This is a genomic window from Acidobacteriota bacterium, assembly GCA_030774055.1.
Classification (GTDB): Bacteria; Acidobacteriota; Terriglobia; order Terriglobales; family Acidobacteriaceae; genus JACPNR01.
In genome coordinates, this window is record JALYLW010000011.1 from 1 (window position 1) to 17,509 (window position 17,509).

The window sequence follows — 17,509 nt, forward strand, 5'->3', positions numbered from 1 at the left end:
GGCGAGTACCGAGTTGCGAGTACCGAGTACCGAGAGGCCCGCAGCGATGCGGGCCTTGTCCTTCTCTGTGCAACTCCGTGCCTCTGTGCCTCTGTGGTAGGTTTGCCTTCCGATGAAAGTCCGCGCCAAGTTCCTGACGTCCGCCGTCGATCCGGCAAAGTTCCCGGCGCCCACCGTGCCGGAGATCGCCTTTGCCGGACGCTCCAACGTGGGCAAGTCGTCCCTGCTGAACGCGCTTGCCGGGGGCAAGCTGGCGCACGTGAGTTCTACGCCCGGCCGCACGCGGACCATCAACTTCTTCGGAATAAACTTTGACGCCGGAAATACAAAGACGGCAAAACCTGAGCCCGAGCTGTTGCTCGTCGACCTGCCGGGATACGGTTACGCCAAGATCTCGAAATCGATCTCGGCGGAGTGGCCCACCTTCATCGAGCCTTACCTGCGCGACCGCGAGACGCTCGCGCTGTGCGTCTGTTTGGTGGATTCGTCCATCCCGCCGCAGCCCAGCGACCACCAGCTCATCACGTGGCTGCGCCAGCATCAGCGTCCGTTCCTCATGGTGGGGACGAAGGCAGACAAGCTATCGCACAATAAACTCAGGGCGTCACTGACAGAACTTCAAGTGGCACATGAGGTGGGTGCGGTGCTCCCCTTCTCCGCCGAGACGGGCGCCGGACTGAAGGAGTTGTGGCAGATGATCTTCGAGGCGACGAACGAAGCGGACGGCGGGGAGTAAGGCGGGACGTTCGCCGCACGCGTCTTCCCACCACCGTGCTCGCTGAGCCAGGCGGAGAGTTTCTGCTGCTGCTGCTGTTTCAAGTCGATGCAGCCAGCGATCCGCTCCATCGTCTGGCGGAAGGTGCGCGACCCGGGATTCCCCTTCGATTCGAAGAACTGCCTGGCATCATCGCGCATGCCGGCATCGCAAAACGTGTTGGCTACGCGCACACTCTCGCCGCGGACGTAACTCGACATCTTCTTCTCGAGCTGCGGCCAGTCACGCTTGAACAGCTCCCACGACTGCTGCTGGTTGTAGGGATCGCCGACCAGCGAGTTGACGAAGCCGGTCGCATCCTGATTGCGGATGTCGGGTCCCTCCGCCATCGCGAAGCTGCGCTTGACCAGCTCGGGCTGGCGGAAGAGGGTGAGCCCGTAGAGGAAGTCGTAGTGGCGCTCGGGTTCTTTCTCCTGCTTGAGCGCGGCGAGGTACTGGTCATAGAGCGCGGCGTCGCCGAAGCGAGCCGCCGCGGAGACGGCGACACTCAGCAGCTCGGCGTCCACGGAGCCGGGCTGCCGAATCTCCTGCTGGGTCATGTCTTTTCCCTTGGCGATGGCGGCGGGATCTTCCGCCACCAGCGCGAGCGCGCTGAAAGCCTCGCGGCGGAGCTGTTGCGTGTCCGCACTCTCGCCCGGCTTCGGCGCGTAACCCAGCTCGTTGAGCATGGGACGATACAGTGATGCGACGAAGGCGCGGAACTGCGCACTATCTTCCGGCGTGGTGAGGTAACGCTTGACGGTGCTCAGCCGCGCCGTGATGTTCTCCCATAGAGCGCGGTCGCGGTCGCTGCGCAGCGCCTGAGTGAGTTCGAGGAAGTCGCCAACGCTGCTGCGCCCACTGCGGACCAGCGCCCACTGGTTATCCACCAGCGCGAGCCGCTCCTGCGGCAACAGTTTTGTGGCCGCGACCGCCATCAGCTGCTTGAAGGAAGCGGGCGAGTAAGCGGCGCGGTAGTAACCGCGAGCGTCGGCGTTGCCGTAGACCCACTCGGCGCACGCCGGCAGCGTGATGGTGGCCTGCTTTGCAGTCACCAGCTCGCACTTGGTCTCCGCCTTGCCTTTCGCTCCATACTTGAGGCAGATAGGGATCTGCCAGAGCTGGTCGCCCGAACCTTTGTCGCTTTTTTCCATCGCCAGGCGATCGCTGAAGAAGCGTTGCTGGGTGACGGCAACGCTGGTCTTGCCGGCTGAGCATTTCGCCTCGACGTTCACCAGCGGCACGCCGGGCTGGAGCACGAAGCTCGCCATGATCTTGTCGATGGGCTTGCCGGATGCCGTGGTCTGTGCGCCCCAGAAATCTTCCGCGGTGGCGTTGGCGTACTTATGGGCCTCGAGGTAAGCGTTGGTGCCCTGCTGAAAGGCGGCGGCGCCTTCATAGCCTTCGAGCATGCGCAGCACGGCCGCGGTCTTCTCATAGGCGATGCCGTCGAAGAGCTCGCCGATCTCGGCGGAGGTAGTCGCGTCCTGGCGGATGGGCCTAGTGGCGACGAGCGAATCCACGTTCATGGCGTTAGTGGCGCTATCGACCTCGTCCATCTGGTTGTTCCACTCGGGATGCGCGGCGCGCACCGGCTTGGGACTCATCCAGGTGGCAAAACCTTCGTTGAGCCAGATGTCGTTCCACCACTGCATGGTGACGAGGTCGCCGAACCACTGGTGCGCCATCTCGTGCGCGAGCACGTCCCACACCGTCTTCTGCAGGGAGGACGAAGTGGACTTCGGATCCACGAACAGCAAGATCTCGCGGTAGACGATGAGGGCGGTGTTCTCCATCGCGCCGGCGGAGAAGTCGGGCGCGGCGAGCACGTCGAGCTTGCCGTACGGATACTTCGTCGCATACCACTGGTTGTAGTAATGCTGGATGGATTTCGCCGCCGTCAGGGCTTCACCGGTGAGGTGCACCTTGTCGGGCGTGGCGCAGATGCGGATGGGAGCGCCGTCCATCTCGCCCTCATTGCACTTCCAGTCGCCGACGGCGAGCGCCACGAGATAGGTGGACATCTTCGGCGTCATCGCAAAAGTGATGGTGCGTTTGCCGGGCCCGGGGCCAGGCTCGTCTTTCTTGATGCGTCCGTTCGAAATGGCCGTGTCGCCCTGATCGACGACCACGCTGATGTCGAACGGCGCCTTGTAGGCCGGCTCGTCCCAGCTGGGGAAGGCGCGCCGCGCGTCGGTGGGCTCCATCTGCGTGACCGCGTAATCCCGGTTCGACCCTTTGCTCAGATACAGGCCGCGCAACTGATCGTTGAGGATGCCGGTGTACCTGATCTTGATCTCGACCGGACCTTGCGGCAGCTCCTGGTCAACCGAGAGCGTAGCCATCTCTTTTTCCGGTTGCAGCGAGACCCTGGCCGTCTGCACCGGGCCAGAGGGTAGCGCCTGAATGGTGACCAGCTGGAACTCGATCTCGAGCGCGTTGAGGACGATGTCTTTCGTCGCGCGGTTGACGTCGCCGTGGATGGTCTCTTCGCCCGAGAACTTCGCCGTCTTCAGGTCGGGCGAGAACTTGAGGATGTAGTGGTGCGGGGTGACCGTGTCTGGCAGGCGCTGTGCCTCCATGTGGAGCGCGAGCGTGGCGGTGCAGAGGAAGAGCAGGAGTGCGGAACGGCGCATGGGTGGTTCCCTTCTTTTATTCGATCAGTTCAAAACCCACCACGGAAACACAGAGGCACGGAGGTCCTTTTTGTTTTTGTTTTTGTTTTTGATTTGTTCCGCTGTTCCTGTTCTTGTCCTTCTCCGCGTCTCCGTGTCTCCGTGGTGAAGGTTTCAGTGAGCTGAGTCGAGAATCTGTCCACCGATGATGGTGGTGGTGCAGGAACTCGTGCCAAACCAATAGGGTATCTCGCGGTAGTCCTTCACGTCGAAGACGGCGAGGTCAGCGTCTTTGCCGGGCTCGAGGCTTCCCTTGCGCTCGGCCAGGCGCAACGCATGCGCGCCGTTGATGGTGGCGGCGGCGATGGCTTCCGCGGGCTTCATCTTCATCTGCGTAGACGCCAGCGACAGGATGAACGGCATGCTGGCGGTGGGCGAGGTGCCGGGGTTGTAGTCGGTGGCGAGCGCCACGGCGACGCCGGAATCGATGAGCTTGCGCGCGGGCGGGTACTCGCGCAGTCCGAGGAAATAGTTCGCGCCGGGGACGAGCGTCGCGACCGTATCGCGGCGGGCGAGTTGCGGGATGTCTTCGTCGTTCACGTAGTCCATGTGGTCGAAAGAGGATGGTTGGAAGCGCAGCAGTGGCCATAGTTCAGACGGCGAGAGTTGGCAAACGTGAGCGCGCACGCCGAGGCCGGCCTTCTGGGCCGCCTCGAAGATGCGCTCCGCTTGTGCCTGGGTGAACGCCCCACGCTCAATGAATACGTCGACAAACTGCGCCAAGTTCCGTTTCTTCACCGCCGGGATCATCTGCTTGATGATCTCGTCCACGTACTTGTCGGGCTTGCCGGCGTGTTCTTTGGGGACAACGTGCGCGGCCATTAGGGTGGCAACGACCGTGCCGGGCCAGCGCGCGGCGGCAGTGCGGATGGCCTCGAGCGACTTCAACTCCGCCTCCGTGCTGAGCCCGTAACCCGACTTCGCTTCGACGGTCGTGGTCCCCTGCGCCGCCATCTGGTTAAACGCTCCCAACACGGAAGCGGTTAACTGAGCCGGGGAACATTTCCGCAGCGCGTCCACGCTCGACCGGATGCCGCCGCCGGCCGCGGCTATCTCTTCGTAGCTCGCGCCCGCGATTCTCTTCTCGAAATCGATGAGCCGCGGCGCGGTGAAGGCGGGATGGGTGTGCGAATCCACGAATCCGGGCAGCACGACCTTGCCGGCGCAGTCGAGCTCGATGAGTTTTTTCTTGAGCTTTTTGACGGCAGGATCTTTGAGCGCGTCTTTGGTGCGTCCGACGGAGATGACTTTCCCGCCGGCGCAGAGCACGGCTGCATCTGCGATTACGCCCACGTTGTTCAGCTCCGGCCCGCGGCGAGGCTTGGTGGTGCCGCGCAGGGTGAGGAGCTGGGTGATGTTGGTGAGGAGAAGGGCGTTAACGGGCATTCTCGCCTCTGCGCACAAACACCCACCACGGAGGCACGGAGACACGGAGGGTGAGGAGTTGGGTGATGTTTATGGGAAGCGGCACTAGTCGGCACCCTGCAAGGTGTGCCACTCCCCCAGCCGGCAATAGCGAACCACAGAGGCCTTGCCGTCGAAGCCATCATCGATCCCGTCGTGCTCGATTCGAAATGGGACCGAAGCCTGGTAATCGCGAGCGTGTCGCTGGATGTCTCCAGGGCTGGCTGAAACGATCTTGTGCGAAAACGCCATTTCGTTTTCGCCCATCTGCTGCATGGAATCCTCGTCACGCGTGACGGGAAGGTCGGACTTACAACGCGCGCGCCCGCCCCAATACACAAGCACACGCGACTGACCGTGCGTGGAGCAAAGAATCGCCCAATCTGTCTGTCCCGGTCGCGCAAAGGATCCGGATATCACGTTGTGGGGTCCTCTCTCCAACGCCTGCGGAATACCGCACCCTCGGCGCTCCAGGTCTGCGCGAATCGCTTCCGGCACGCGCGAGAAGGCAGCCGGAGCAAGATACTGGACGGGTTTCGCCGGCGATGGCTGCCGCGCTCCCTGGAACAGCAATAGCAACAGCAGCGAGGGAAACAACCTAACCTCCCATCGGGATCTTGACACCTTTTTTTCGCGCGGTGTCTTTCGCTTCGTCGTAGCCGGCGTCCACGTGGCGCGCGATGCCGATGCCGGGATCGTTGGTGAGCACGCGCTCGATGCGTTTGGCCATGGCGTCGGTGCCGTCGGCCACGCAGACCTGGCCGGCGTGCAGCGAGTATCCGATGCCCACGCCGCCACCGTTATGGATGGAGACCCAGCTCGCACCCGAAGCGGTGTTGAGCAGGGCGTTGAGCAGCGGCCAGTCAGCGACAGCGTCGGAGCCGTCTTTCATCGCCTCGGTCTCGCGGAAGGGAGAAGCGACCGAGCCGGTGTCGAGGTGGTCGCGCCCGATGACGATGGGCGCCTTGAGCTTCCCTTTCTTGACGAGGTCGTTCATGGCGAGGCCGAACTGCGCGCGTTCGCCATAACCGAGCCAGCAGATGCGCGCGGGCAATCCCTGAAACTTGATGCGCTTCTTCGCCAGCTTGATCCAGCGGTCGAGGATGCGATTGTGGGGAAAGAGTTCGAGCACCAGGTCGTCGGTGACGGCGATGTCCGCCGGGTCGCCGGAGAGTGCCACCCAGCGGAAGGGTCCGCGGCCCTCGCAGAAGAGCGGCCGGATGTATTCGGGCACGAACCCCGGAATGTCGTACGCGTTCTTCACACCACGCTGAAAGGCGAACGTCCGGATGTTGTTGCCGTAGTCAAAGGTGACGGCCCCCATCTTCTGCAAAGCGAGCATGCCCTCGACGTGGCGCGCGATCGCGTCCAGCGAGGCGTCTTCATAAGCCTTGGGATCGCGTTGGCGCAGCTTGAGCGCCTCGTCTAGCGGCATCCCATTCGGGACGTATCCGTTCAGCGGATCATGGGCGGAGGTCTGGTCGGTGAGCAGGTCAGGGACAACGCCGCGGGCGGCGAGTTCAGGAATGACGTCCGCACAATTGCCGACCAGGCCGACGGAGACGGCTTCCTTCTTGCGCACCGCGTTCTTCAGGATGCGCAACGCCTCGTCGAGCGTGTTGACCATGAAATCGCAATAGCCGGTCTTGAGGCGCTTCTTGATGCGTTCGGCGTCGACGTCGATGCCGAGGAAGGCGGCGCCGGCCATGGTGGCCGCGAGAGGTTGCGCGCCACCCATGCCGCCCATGCCTCCGGAGACGACCAGCTTGCCGCTGAGGTCGCCGCCAAAGTGCTTGTCGGCGGCGGCGGCGAAGGTCTCGAAGGTTCCCTGCACGATGCCCTGCGACCCGATGTAGATCCACGAGCCGGCGGTCATCTGGCCGTACATCATCAGTCCGGCGCGCTCGAGCTGGTTGAAGGTGTCCCAGTTCGACCAGTGGCCCACGAGGTTGGAATTCGCGATGAGCACGCGCGGCGCGTAGTCGTGCGTCTGGAAGATGCCGACGGGCTTGCCGGATTGCACCAGCAGCGTCTCGTCATTGGCCAGGTCTTTGAGCGCGGCGACGATGGCGTGGTAGGCCTGCCAGCTGCGCGCGGCGCGTCCCGTACCGCCGTAGACCACGAGGTCGCGCGGGCGCTCGCCTACCTCCTCGTCGAGGTTGTTCATCAGCATGCGCATGGCGGCTTCCTGCTGCCATCCCTTGCAGGAAAGCACGTTGCCGCGCGGCGCCTGGATGGGCGTGTAGTTCGATGCGGTGATCGGAGTCTCGGTGATCGTCGCCATCAGGAAGATGTTACGTGGACGTGCGCGTGGCGCGCAATCACCAGGTGCTGTAGGCGGCGCCGCCGCTCGATTGATTGTTGGCGGCGGAGTGGACGTCGCAGATGCCGGTCTGGGACTGGTCGATGGAGAGATAGGTCTCGCATTGTTCCACCTCCCAGTTGGCCTCGCCGGTGAGCGGGTCCTTGGGGATGAAGCGCAGGTAGCCGGCGCTGACGAGGTCGTCGAGCGATTGCGGCGCCTGCTGCTTGTCCATGGTGTATTGGTCGATGGTCGAGCGCAGGGTGAAGAGGTTATTGCGCAGCACGGCTTCTTTCGCGCGCGCCGTGGAGGTGACGTAGTTGGGGATGGCGATGGATACCAGGATGAGGATGATCGAGATCACGATGATCATCTCGAGCAGGGTGAAGCCGGCTTGTGACCTGCGGCGTTTCATGTGCGCGAACTTCATGGGCGCGAACCTATGTTACCAGTCAGAATACTTTGTTCCGTCCAAAGCCGTGTCGTTCGACTTAGTGTAGACGTCGAAGACGTTCTGTCCACCCCAGGAGGTGGATTTCGGATCGTCCTGCGTGGAGCGCAGTCCCCACTCCGTCGCGCCGGTCATCGGATCGACCGCGATGCGCCGAAGGAAACGCACTTTCTTCCCTTGCACGTCCACCCCGTTGACCAGCGTCTCGAGGTCGGGCGGATAACCGTCTGACCCAAGCTTGATCTGGAAGGCGCCACGGTCGGCCGCATCTTTATATCTATCGATGGCGTCGCGCACCTCCCACAGGTCGCGGCGCAGCTCGCGTTCCTTCTCACGCTTGATGCGGACGCGCGCGATGGGGATCGCCGCACTGGTGAGGATGAGCAGGATCGTGATGGCGACGATCAGTTCGACGAGCGTGAAACCGCGCCACGATCTTCCCCGCGCAGGCTTAAAGAGCGGCAACATCTACTTCACCGTGACTTGCGCCTGCGCGAGGCTTGCCGGAAAGAACTGTCCGGCGGCGTTACGCACGCCAGGCCGCGCGATGGAGACGGTGCTCTGCCCCGGCGCCTTGGCCACGAACGTGAGCGTGAAGACCACGCCAGTGCCGGTGATGCCTTCCGCGCGCGGCGGCCGTGTGGCGGAGACTTGCAGCGTGCCGCTCGCGGGATCGTCGCGATGGACGAGCGCGACCGGCTGGCCGTCTTTCGAGAGCAATCCGCCATTCGACACGTTGACCAGCTGCAGCGTCTTCGCGTCGTAGATGATCTGCGCCGGCACCTGCCAGGCGTCCACTCCGGAGCTCATCACCACATTGAGGGCGAAGGTGGAGCCTACGGTCTGCGTGAGTATCTCCGGATCGAAGCGGAAGCCCACGCTGCCGGGCGCGGGCTGCGCTCCAGTGATGGCCGGCGACGGCTTCGCGCCGGTTGGGGCCCGCTGAGGCGGCGCCGGCGGCATCGGTCCGCTAGCGTTCTGTCCGCTAACGTTCTGTCCGCTGGCGTTCTGTCCGCTAGCGTTCTGTCCGCTAACGGCGGGCGCCTGCTGGACGGGACCTGGCGAGGTCATCGGCGTAGGCTTCGGGCCGGCCGGCTGCGTCCGGCTGGCACGGCGCAGGTCGATGGCGGTGCCGGTGCCCACGTCCACCGTGCGCAGGTTCATCTCGGTGAGTTCCTGCGCGCGCACGATGCGCGGCGTGAGCATGAAAACGATCTCGTTCTCGACGCGTTCCTTATTGGTCGTGGAGAAGAAATACTTAAGGATTGGGATCTGCGAGAGTCCGGGCAGGCCGCTCAGGCTCTTGATGTCATCCTCTTCCAGGATGCCGCCGAGCAGGTTGACCTCACCTTCCTTCAGGCGGATCTCGTGCTCGATCTTGCGCTGTCCGATGACCGGCTGGTCGATGCCGCCGATATTCACGCGCGAGGTGACGGAAGAGATGTCGAGCATGATCTTGAGTGTGACTTCGCGGCCGGGATGGACGCGCGGCGTGACGTCGATGTTCACGCCGACGTCGATGTACTGGAATTGCGTGTTGACCAGCGGATTGATGCCTATGCCGCCGATGCCGGGCTGGAACGAGCCTATCGCTATCGGCACGCGGTCGCCGATCTTGAGCGACGCCTTCGCGCCATCGAGCGCGCGGATCTGCGGATTCTGGATCACCTTGGTGGTGGAGTCGTTGTAGAGAAAGTTCGCCGTCGCCGCCGGGATGGTGAGCACGATGTTCCTCGCGCTCAGGCTGGCCAGGCTATTCAGATTGATCGAGCCCGGCGGATTCGTGGTGGTCGTGGTGCCGGTCCCGCTGCTTGTTCCCGTGCCCGTGCTGGTGGTCGTGGTAGTGGGCAGGTTATCGCTGAGCTGTCCGGTCACGCTGGTGGGCGGTGTGATGCCGAGATCGAGCAGCTTGTCGCGCCGTACCTGCAGCACGGCCACCTCGATCACCACTTCCGGCCGTGCCTTGTCGATGTCGTTGATGATCTTCTCGGCGAGTGCGACTTGGTCGGGCGTGCCGCGCACCAAGATGGCGCCTACCGAGGGCATCTGCTGGATTTTGCTCAATTCCGCGAGCGTGCGGATGACGTTCACCGTATCCTGCAGCTCGGTGGGCGAGGAGAGGTTGGTGAGGTAGAACGTCTTGACTACGTTCTGCTCCAATTCCTTGCGCTTCGCCACCGTGTCGCTGGCAATGAAGATGGTGTTGGGCGTGACCGGCCGCCAGAACGTCTTCGATTCGAGCGCGAGGATGTCGAGCGCCTGGTTCAGCGTCACGCCGTTCAGGTCGATCTTCAAGCGCCGCGAAGTGTAATCGGGATCGAACATCACGTTCAGGCCCGCCAGCTTGCCGATGGTCTCGTAGATGACCTTGGTGTCTTCCGTCATGCGCAGCGTGATGGGCGTGTCGGCGATGGGAGCGAGCTCGACTGGGCCCTCCGCCTCCTCGATGCGCTTGGAGAGTTGGCTCTTCTGCGGGACGGTCGCAGGCAGCTCACTCCCGGGATTATTCCGCGAAGCGTCGATCACCGCCTGCGTCCGCCGCACTTCCTGGTCAGCGATGAAGCTGGAAGGGTCGATCTCTTTGGCCTTGAGAAAGAGTTGGAGCGCTTCGTCGAGCTGTCCCTTATCGCGCAGCAACTGGCCGCGATGCACGTACGAAGCGGCGGCCAGGAAGCGCGTGCGCTGCATCGAGATGCGGTACTTCACCTCTTTGGGCTTTTTCTCCCAGGCTTGGCGGAAGTACACGAAGGCCTGCTCGTAATCGTTGCGCGTTTCGGCGTCTTTGCCCTTGTTGTAGAGGGACTTAGCCGAATCCTCGGCGAGCAGCGGCGCGCCGGCGAGCGAGAGGACGAGCAGGAGCGCTGCGGACTGGAACAGGCGCTTCATTAGGTGTTAGACGACGGGGCGGAATCTCCGTTCTGATTTTCGCGCGACTCTGCAGGCGCGAGACGAGTGCTCGAGCGAATCGCAGATTATAACACCGGCTCCGCGGATGTGAGCCCAAGCCGCTGATTCCGCCTGTGTTACGATGCAAGATTCCGCGTCAGCGACCACTTCCATGGCCCGCCAATCAGCCCACCAGACCAAGCCGAGCGCGCCCAAGAACCCGAAGCGCGACCCCGTGGCCGCGGGCGAGCGCGATGCCTCGGTCAATCGCGCGGCCAGCCACAACTATTTCCTGCTGGAGAAGTTCGAGACCGGCGTGGTGCTCACCGGCAGCGAGGTTAAATCTATCCGCGGAGGCCGGGCGAACCTGAAAGACGCTTACGGCCTGATCAAAGACGGCGAGCTCTGGCTGCTCAACGCCCACATCGGGGCCTATGAGAATGCCGGCTACTCCGGGCACGCCCCGCTGCGCACTCGCAAGCTGCTTGTCCATAAAGAAGAGTTGCGGAAGCTCATCGGCAAGACGCAGCAGAAGGGCTTTACGCTCATCGCTACGCGGCTGTACTTCCGGCGCGGGAGAGTGAAGTGTGAGATCGCGCTGGCCAAGGGCAAGCAGCTTTGGGATAAGCGCGAGACCGAGCGCCGCAGGACGGCCGACAAAGAAGCGCGTGAAGCGATTGCCAGGTCGAGAAAGAGTTAGATACCTACACCCACCACGGAGGCACTGAGACACGGAGCTAGAAAAAGAAAGAAAGTGATTCCCTCCGTGCCTCCGTGTCTCCGTGGTGAAAAGAGATTCTTATGAAGACGACCCTTGTTACCAGCAGCGCAGCTCAACTCGAGACCGAATGCCTTGCCGTGATCGCGCTCGACCACGGCGAAAAAGACAAGAACGCTCCCCAGCTCTCCCCTGCCGACGCGGCGCTCGATGCCGCCGCGGCCGAACTCATCGCGTCCGGCGAGGTGAAGGGCAAGATGTTCGAGGCCGTGATGCTGCACCGTCCCGCCGGCCTCAAGGCCAAGCGTCTGCTGGTGATCGGCGGCGGCAAGGTGAAGGATTTTTCGTCCTACGAGCTGCGCAAGATGGCGGGGACGGCTGTCCGCTTCCTCAAGCCGAAGGGCATCAAGAGCTTCGCCTTCGTTGCGCCAGAATTGCAGATGACGCCGCAGTCGGGCATGGCGGATTCCGTCCGCTCGGTGGTGGAAGGCGCGCTCGTCGGCGACTTTGATCCTGACACCTATAAGTCCGACCGTAAAGACCTGGCCATGCAGGAGATGAGCGTCGTGGCGCCGGCGTCATCCAGCGGCGATCAGAGGGCCCTGCAGGCGGCCATCGACCAGGCACGCATCATCGGCGAATCGCAGAACTTCACGCGTGAACTGGTCAACGAGCCCGGCAACCGCATGACTCCGACGATGCTTGCCGACCGCGCGAAGAAGATGTGCGAGGCGGTGAAGTCGCCGCACTTGAAGTGCGAGGTGCTCGACGGAGCGAAGATCCGCGAATTGAAGATGGGAGCGTTCTGGTCGGTCTCGCAAGGCTCGGACGAGCCACCCGCGCTCATCGTGATGACCTACACGCCGCCCGGAGCGCCGGAGAAGCCGGTGCTGGGCCTCGTCGGAAAAGGGATCACTTTCGATTCTGGCGGCATCTCCATCAAGCCATCGGACGGCATGGAGAAGATGAAGTACGACATGGCCGGGGGCGCGGCGATGATCGGTGCGATGCGCGCCATCGCGCTGCTGCAACCGAAGGTGAAGGTCATTGGCATCGTGTGCGCGTCGGAGAACATGCCCAGCGGGCACGCGCAAAAGCCGGGCGACGTGCAAATCGCGATGAGCGGCAAGTCCATCGAGATCATCAATACCGACGCCGAAGGCCGCCTCGTGCTGGCCGACGGATTGTTCTACGCGCGCCAGCTCGGCTGCACGCACCTGATCGACGCGGCCACGCTCACCGGTGCGTGCGTGGTGGCGCTCGGCATGATCAACGCCGGCGTCTTCGCCAATGACGACGCCATGTACGAGCGCTTCCGCCACGCGCTCGAGCGTGCGGGCGAGAAGATGTGGCGGCTGCCACTCGATCCCGAATACCAGGAAATGATCAAGAGCGGCATCGCCGACATCGTGAACTCCGGCGGACGCTGGGGCGGCGCCGTCACCGCCGCCATGTTCCTCAAGGAATTCGTGGATGAGACGCCGTGGATCCACCTCGACATCGCGGGCGTCGCGTGGATGGAGCAGGACAAGAGCTGGATCGCCAAGGGACCAACCGGCATCGCGGTGCGCTCGCTGGTGGAGTTCGTGAGGGACGTCGCGGCGAATGGCGCGCCGTAGCCGCTTGGACAACGACGTGGGGCTCTAACGCATCCCGGAGGCAGTCGCGCCGGCCGCAGCGCCGGTCGCAACCAGGATGGGCTTTTTCTCTCCCGTCGAGATGAAGTCGCGGATGAACCGCTTGCAGTGGTTTATCTGCACCAGCTTCTCGAAGCCCAGCGCGGCGAGGAAAAATATCATGACGATGCCGACGCCGATCAGCGCCTCGGAGCGTTTTTCCGCAGGCAGAGCGAACGCGCCGAAGAATGCCAACGTCAGGAAAAGCAGCTCCGCCACAAGGTAGACCTCGGCGATCACCGCCAGCACTCCCATGCCGGTTGCGCCGCTATAGAAGTAGCCGCCACCGGGGATGAGCAACGCCCGCTTCCGCATAGTGCGCTCGTCCTTGAAGACGAGCCCGCAACCAGCGCACTGATAAACCTGGGGCGTGAGTGCCTGCAAACATTCCGGGCATAACGAGACCAGGCCCGCGGAAACCGTGGCGCCGGTGTTCTGTGCGGTGAAAACCCGCAGCAGCACCGCTATCTTCTTCGCATCCCGCCGCTTCAACCTCCAGAAGCGGTCTTTCTTCCCCGTGCCGTAACGCAGTTCCAGCACTTTCGAAAGCACGCCACCCACCTTGGCCGCGGCCAGTGCCGGGTATGCGATCACGCGCGCGCTTCCCTTCGGCGCCCCTGCATAGGTCACCGGCAGGCAGATCACGCGTTCATTGGTGAACACCATCACCACCACGACGCTGCGATGCAGAAACCAACCCGCGGTGAGTTGCTCCGCAACGCTGATGGGCGTGTTCATCCGCGCGACGTAGAAGATCGACTCGCCCGGTTGTAATAGTTTCCCCAGGATCGGCTCCAGCTTGGGCAGGATCTTTTCCGCCTGTTTGCGAAGGGTGTTCTTCGGGCGGCCGCGAGCGTCGCTGTAAAGCACGTCCTCGCGAATTGCTAACGCGTGGAACTGGCCCGGCAGGGGGGCGATGTTCTCATGGACAAACACATCAGCTCTGGACACACGGGCTCCTTCGCCTGGCGGGGGCGCGCAGATTCTACCTCAGTTGTATGTCGTTGGAACGACTACATCACCGGCGGGACTTCGATGCCCATGATCTCGAGCGCGCGCGTCAACTCGCGGCGGACGACCGCCGCGGTGGCCAGCAGGAACTTCTTCCGCTCGGGATCGGTCTCGTTCAGGATGTGGTGGCGGTGGTAGAAGTTGCTGAACTGCTGTGCCAGTTGGAAGGCGTACTTCGCCAGGTAGGCCGGCTCGGTGGTCGCGATGCATTGCTCGACGACGGTCGAGAGCTTGGCCGCGGCCAGCCATAATTCCCAAAGTTCATTGCCGTCGGGCGGGTGGAGGAACTGTTCGAAGTTGATGCGCTCGGCGAGCACCGCTTCCGCCGTGGTGTCGCCCTTGCGAAAGATGTTGGCGGCGCGGACGGCGGCGTACTGCGCGTAGGGACCGGTCTCGCCCTCGAAACTGAGCGCGTCTTTAAAATCGAAGGCGATCACCGAGTTCTTGGTGTAGCGCAGCATGAAGTAGCGCAGCGCTCCGATGGCGATCTGCTCGGCGATGCCGCGCTGCTCGGGGGCCTCGAGCTGCGCGTGCCGCGCCGTCACTTCCTCCGCCGCCGACTGGATGAGCGTGTCGATGAGGTCGTCTGCCTTCACGCCGAAGCCGCGGCGTCCCGAGACCTCGATGTAGGGCTTGCTCATGTCTTCCGGCAGGATGTCGTAGCCCATCTCGGCCGCGCAGCGCGGCGTCAGCGCGACCATCTCGTAGGAAAAGTGGTGGTAGTTCTCGGCGTGCTCGGTGTCGCCGAGCTCGCGGATGGCCTCGCGGACTTGATTCTGCGGATCGCTCTGGCGCGCGTCGATCACGTTATAGATCGCGCCCACGCCGCCGAAGTGGGGATGATCTTTCTCACCCGTCTCCGCCGAGACCCAGCACCACTGGCCGTCGGGATACTCGTAGAACCGGCGATAGCCGAAGTCTTTTCCCAGCAGTCCGAACTTCCACAGGTGATAGGCAATATCTTTGCCGACGTAGGTGACGGTGCTGTTGGAGCGCACGATGACTTTCTGGTCTTCTGCTTCGTCGGCGCCTTCAGCAGTTTTTTTGCCTGCGCCCGCGCGTCGCATCACCCAGCAGCCTGCGTTCTTCCCTTCCTTCTCGAAGTAGAGCACACCACTTTCCTTGAGCAGTTGGAAAGCGGCGTCCCAGAAGTGGAGGCGCAGTATCTCGCTCTCGCGGGGAAGGAAGTCGTAGACGATGTCGAGCCGCTGCATGGTGTGCAGGTGGCGCCGCATGATGTCGGTGGAGATCATGTCGGCGATCCCGGCTAGCGGATTGCCGCCCTGCTCGATGGCGTGCAGCACCTCGAGGCGAACTTTGTCGCGCGTCTTGTCCTCGACGTACCACTGCGAGACGCGCGCGTAGAGGTCCCAGCAGGTGTAGTCGAAGCGCAGGTCGGTGGCGATGAGCCTGGCGATATCGTCTTTGCTCTTCTTTTCCAGGTGGACGAAGCCGACGACCACGTCGGCGACCTGCACGCCAGTGTTGTCGATGTAGTTCTGGACGTCCACCTGGCGTCCGTCGGCGCGCAGCAGGCGGACGAAGGTGTCGCCCAGCACGGCGTTGCGCAGGTGTCCGATGTGCGCGGCTTTGTTGGGATTGATGGAGGTGTGCTCGACGAGGATCTTGTCGCGGTTGAGTTCGGCGGTCTCGTGCTTGTCGGCCGCGAGCGCCGCCGCCACCTCGCCGCGGTTCACGTGCGCGTTGATGTATCCCGCGCCCGCGACTTCGAAGCTGTGGAAGCCGGAGAGCACACCGATGCCCGCGACCAATTCCTCCGCGATCTTCCGCGGCGGCTGGCGCAACTGCTTGGCCAGTTCGAACGCGAGTGGCAGCGCGAATTCTCCGAGCTCGACCTTGGGCGGCTGCTCGATGACGACGTTGGCCTGGTCAATGCCCCACTTGGTGCGCAGGAATCCGCGAACCCGGTCGGCAAGGCGGCGCTGGAGCATGCGGTACACGCTGCAGGAATCTCCGTAAGTTGCTGTAGAAAAAGGCGATTATAGCAGAGGCGTTTCCCCACTCCGGTTTGACGCTTCTCCCCGCCTTACCTATCATCAGAGGTTTGGGTCAGAAGTTTGGGTCGTCTTATGCGCATCGCTTATCTCGACTGCTTCAGCGGCATCTCCGGCGACATGTTCCTTGGCGCCGTGGTCGATGCCGGAGTCTCGCCCGAGCTGTTGCAGCAGACCGTGGCCGCGCTCGCCGTTCATCTGGGCTCGAGCGCGGAACTCGAGATCAGCAAGGTGGACCGCAGCGGCATCTCCGCCACCAAGGTGGACGTGCTGGTCGATGGCAAGAAGGATGAGCCGCGCGTGGAGCATGACCACGGCGACCACAAGCATGGGCACACGCACGAGCACGCGCACGAGCGCATCTTTGGGGATGACCCGGGACACGAGCACCATGGTCACGAGCAGCATACTCACGAGCAGCCGGGACCTCGGCGCCAGGAAAAAGAGAACGAGGTTGGGCTGCTCAAGCACAACTTTCCGCGCATCGCCGCCATCCCGGAGAGCATGAGGCGCGCGAAGGAAGCGCAGCAGGAACATGGTCACGGCCATGGCGGCGGGCACGGCCGCCATTTAAAAGAGATCAAGCAGATCATCTCCAAGGCAAAGCTCACCGCGAAAGCGAAGCAGACCGCCACACGCATCTTCGAAGTTTTGGGCGCGGCCGAGGCGAAGGTGCATAACATCCCGGTCGAAGAAGTCCACTTCCACGAGGTCGGCGCGGTGGATGCCATCGTGGACATCGTGTGCGCCGCGGTTGGCGCGGAGGCGCTGGGCGTGGACGAATGGGTCGCATCGCCGCTCAACGTAGGCAGCGGCACCGTAGAATGCGCGCACGGGACGTTCCCTGTTCCCGCGCCTGCGACCGTAGAACTGCTCTCCGGCGCGCTCATCTATTCATCCGGACTGGAAGCTGAGCTGGTCACGCCGACCGGCGCAGCGATCGTGCGCGCGCTCGTCAGCCGTTTCGAGCCGATGCCGGCGATGCAGATCACGAAAACGGGATACGGCGCGGGCACGCGCGACTTTCACAAGCACGCCAACGTGCTGCGCATCACCGTCGGCGAGTTCGCCGGCGAAGTGCGCGCCGGCGGCGGCACGGGAGAGACCATCGCCGTGCTCGAAGCGAACCTCGACGACCTAAACCCGCAGCTCTTCGGCTACGTGATGGAGCGCGCGCTCGCCGCCGGCGCGCTGGACGTGTTTGCCACGCCGGTGCAGATGAAGAAGAACCGTCCCGGCATGCTGCTGACCGTCCTGGCGAAACCGGCGGACGCCGACAAGCTGACCAAGCTGCTGTTCAGCGAGACGACGACGCTCGGCGTCCGCAACCGCGAAGAGAAGCGCGCCACGCTCGCGCGGCGCAGCGTAGAAGTGAAAACGCCGTGGGGCGTGGTGCGCATGAAGGTGGCAAACCTGAATGGCACGGTGAGCAACTACGCGCCGGAGTATGAAGATTGCCGCCGCATCGCGACGGAAAGCGGCGTCCCGCTCAAGCGCGTGATGCAGGAAGCGATGAGCGCCTACGCCACGCTCGCCGACAAGAGTTCCAAGAAAAAGAAATGACTTTCTTGCCGCTCATGCCGCAAGTCACGCGCCAGGTGCAGCGAGGTACGACAG

13 protein-coding genes are annotated in these 17,509 nt (G+C 63.2%); 4 read left to right on the forward strand and 9 right to left on the reverse strand.

Annotated elements, in window-relative coordinates:
* The first annotated feature begins 112 nt into the window (after nucleotides 1-112).
* Nucleotides 113-736 (forward strand): ribosome biogenesis GTP-binding protein YihA/YsxC, encoded by a 624-nt coding sequence (gene yihA, locus M3P27_00985; protein ID MDP9266884.1) that lies wholly within the window; start codon nucleotides 113-115, stop codon nucleotides 734-736.
* Here the strand turns inward: yihA and M3P27_00990 are convergent.
* From M3P27_00990 to M3P27_01020, 7 genes are all read right to left on the reverse strand, one after another.
* Entirely contained in the window at nucleotides 619-3,390 is a 2,772-nt protein-coding gene (locus tag M3P27_00990; protein ID MDP9266885.1) for a M1 family metallopeptidase, read from the reverse strand. The two genes, yihA and M3P27_00990, sit on opposite strands and share 118 nt — an antisense overlap.
* A 153-nt stretch (nucleotides 3,391-3,543) precedes the next feature.
* Entirely contained in the window at nucleotides 3,544-4,815 is a 1,272-nt protein-coding gene (gene hutI / locus M3P27_00995; protein ID MDP9266886.1) for an imidazolonepropionase, read from the reverse strand.
* Nucleotides 4,816-4,899: 84 nt separating this feature from the next.
* Nucleotides 4,900-5,430, reverse strand: coding sequence for a hypothetical protein (locus M3P27_01000; GenBank protein ID MDP9266887.1), 531 nt, complete (start codon nucleotides 5,428-5,430; stop codon nucleotides 4,900-4,902).
* 1 nt (nucleotide 5,431) lies between these two features.
* Nucleotides 5,432-7,117: a urocanate hydratase gene (hutU, locus tag M3P27_01005; protein MDP9266888.1), complete on the reverse strand. Its 1,686-nt coding sequence runs from the start codon at nucleotides 7,115-7,117 to the stop codon at nucleotides 5,432-5,434.
* 37 nt (nucleotides 7,118-7,154) lie between these two features.
* On the reverse strand, nucleotides 7,155-7,565 hold the full coding sequence (locus tag M3P27_01010) for a prepilin-type N-terminal cleavage/methylation domain-containing protein (protein MDP9266889.1): 411 nt from the start codon (nucleotides 7,563-7,565) through the stop codon (nucleotides 7,155-7,157).
* A 15-nt stretch (nucleotides 7,566-7,580) separates the two neighbouring features.
* Nucleotides 7,581-8,054 (reverse strand): type II secretion system GspH family protein, encoded by a 474-nt coding sequence (locus tag M3P27_01015; GenBank protein ID MDP9266890.1) that lies wholly within the window; start codon nucleotides 8,052-8,054, stop codon nucleotides 7,581-7,583.
* Complete coding sequence (locus M3P27_01020) at nucleotides 8,055-10,472, reverse strand: type II and III secretion system protein (GenBank protein MDP9266891.1); 2,418 nt, start codon at nucleotides 10,470-10,472, stop codon at nucleotides 8,055-8,057.
* 172 nt (nucleotides 10,473-10,644) lie between these two features.
* On the opposite strand from M3P27_01020, the gene smpB reads away from it, so the two are divergent.
* Entirely contained in the window at nucleotides 10,645-11,172 is a 528-nt protein-coding gene (gene smpB / locus M3P27_01025) for an SsrA-binding protein SmpB (GenBank protein MDP9266892.1), read from the forward strand.
* Between the two features lie 101 nt (nucleotides 11,173-11,273).
* Nucleotides 11,274-12,809: a leucyl aminopeptidase gene (locus tag M3P27_01030; GenBank protein MDP9266893.1), complete on the forward strand. Its 1,536-nt coding sequence runs from the start codon at nucleotides 11,274-11,276 to the stop codon at nucleotides 12,807-12,809.
* A gap of 24 nt (nucleotides 12,810-12,833) precedes the next feature.
* Here the strand turns inward: M3P27_01030 and M3P27_01035 are convergent, their stop codons facing one another.
* Nucleotides 12,834-13,817, reverse strand: a complete 984-nt coding sequence (locus M3P27_01035) for a hypothetical protein (GenBank protein MDP9266894.1) — start codon at nucleotides 13,815-13,817, stop codon at nucleotides 12,834-12,836.
* Between the two features lie 62 nt (nucleotides 13,818-13,879).
* Entirely contained in the window at nucleotides 13,880-15,838 is a 1,959-nt protein-coding gene (locus tag M3P27_01040; protein MDP9266895.1) for an arginine--tRNA ligase, read from the reverse strand.
* Nucleotides 15,839-15,967: 129 nt separating this feature from the next.
* On the opposite strand from M3P27_01040, the gene larC reads away from it, so the two are divergent.
* Nucleotides 15,968-17,455 (forward strand): nickel pincer cofactor biosynthesis protein LarC, encoded by a 1,488-nt coding sequence (gene larC, locus M3P27_01045; protein ID MDP9266896.1) that lies wholly within the window; start codon nucleotides 15,968-15,970, stop codon nucleotides 17,453-17,455.
* Nucleotides 17,456-17,509 lie beyond the last annotated feature (54 nt).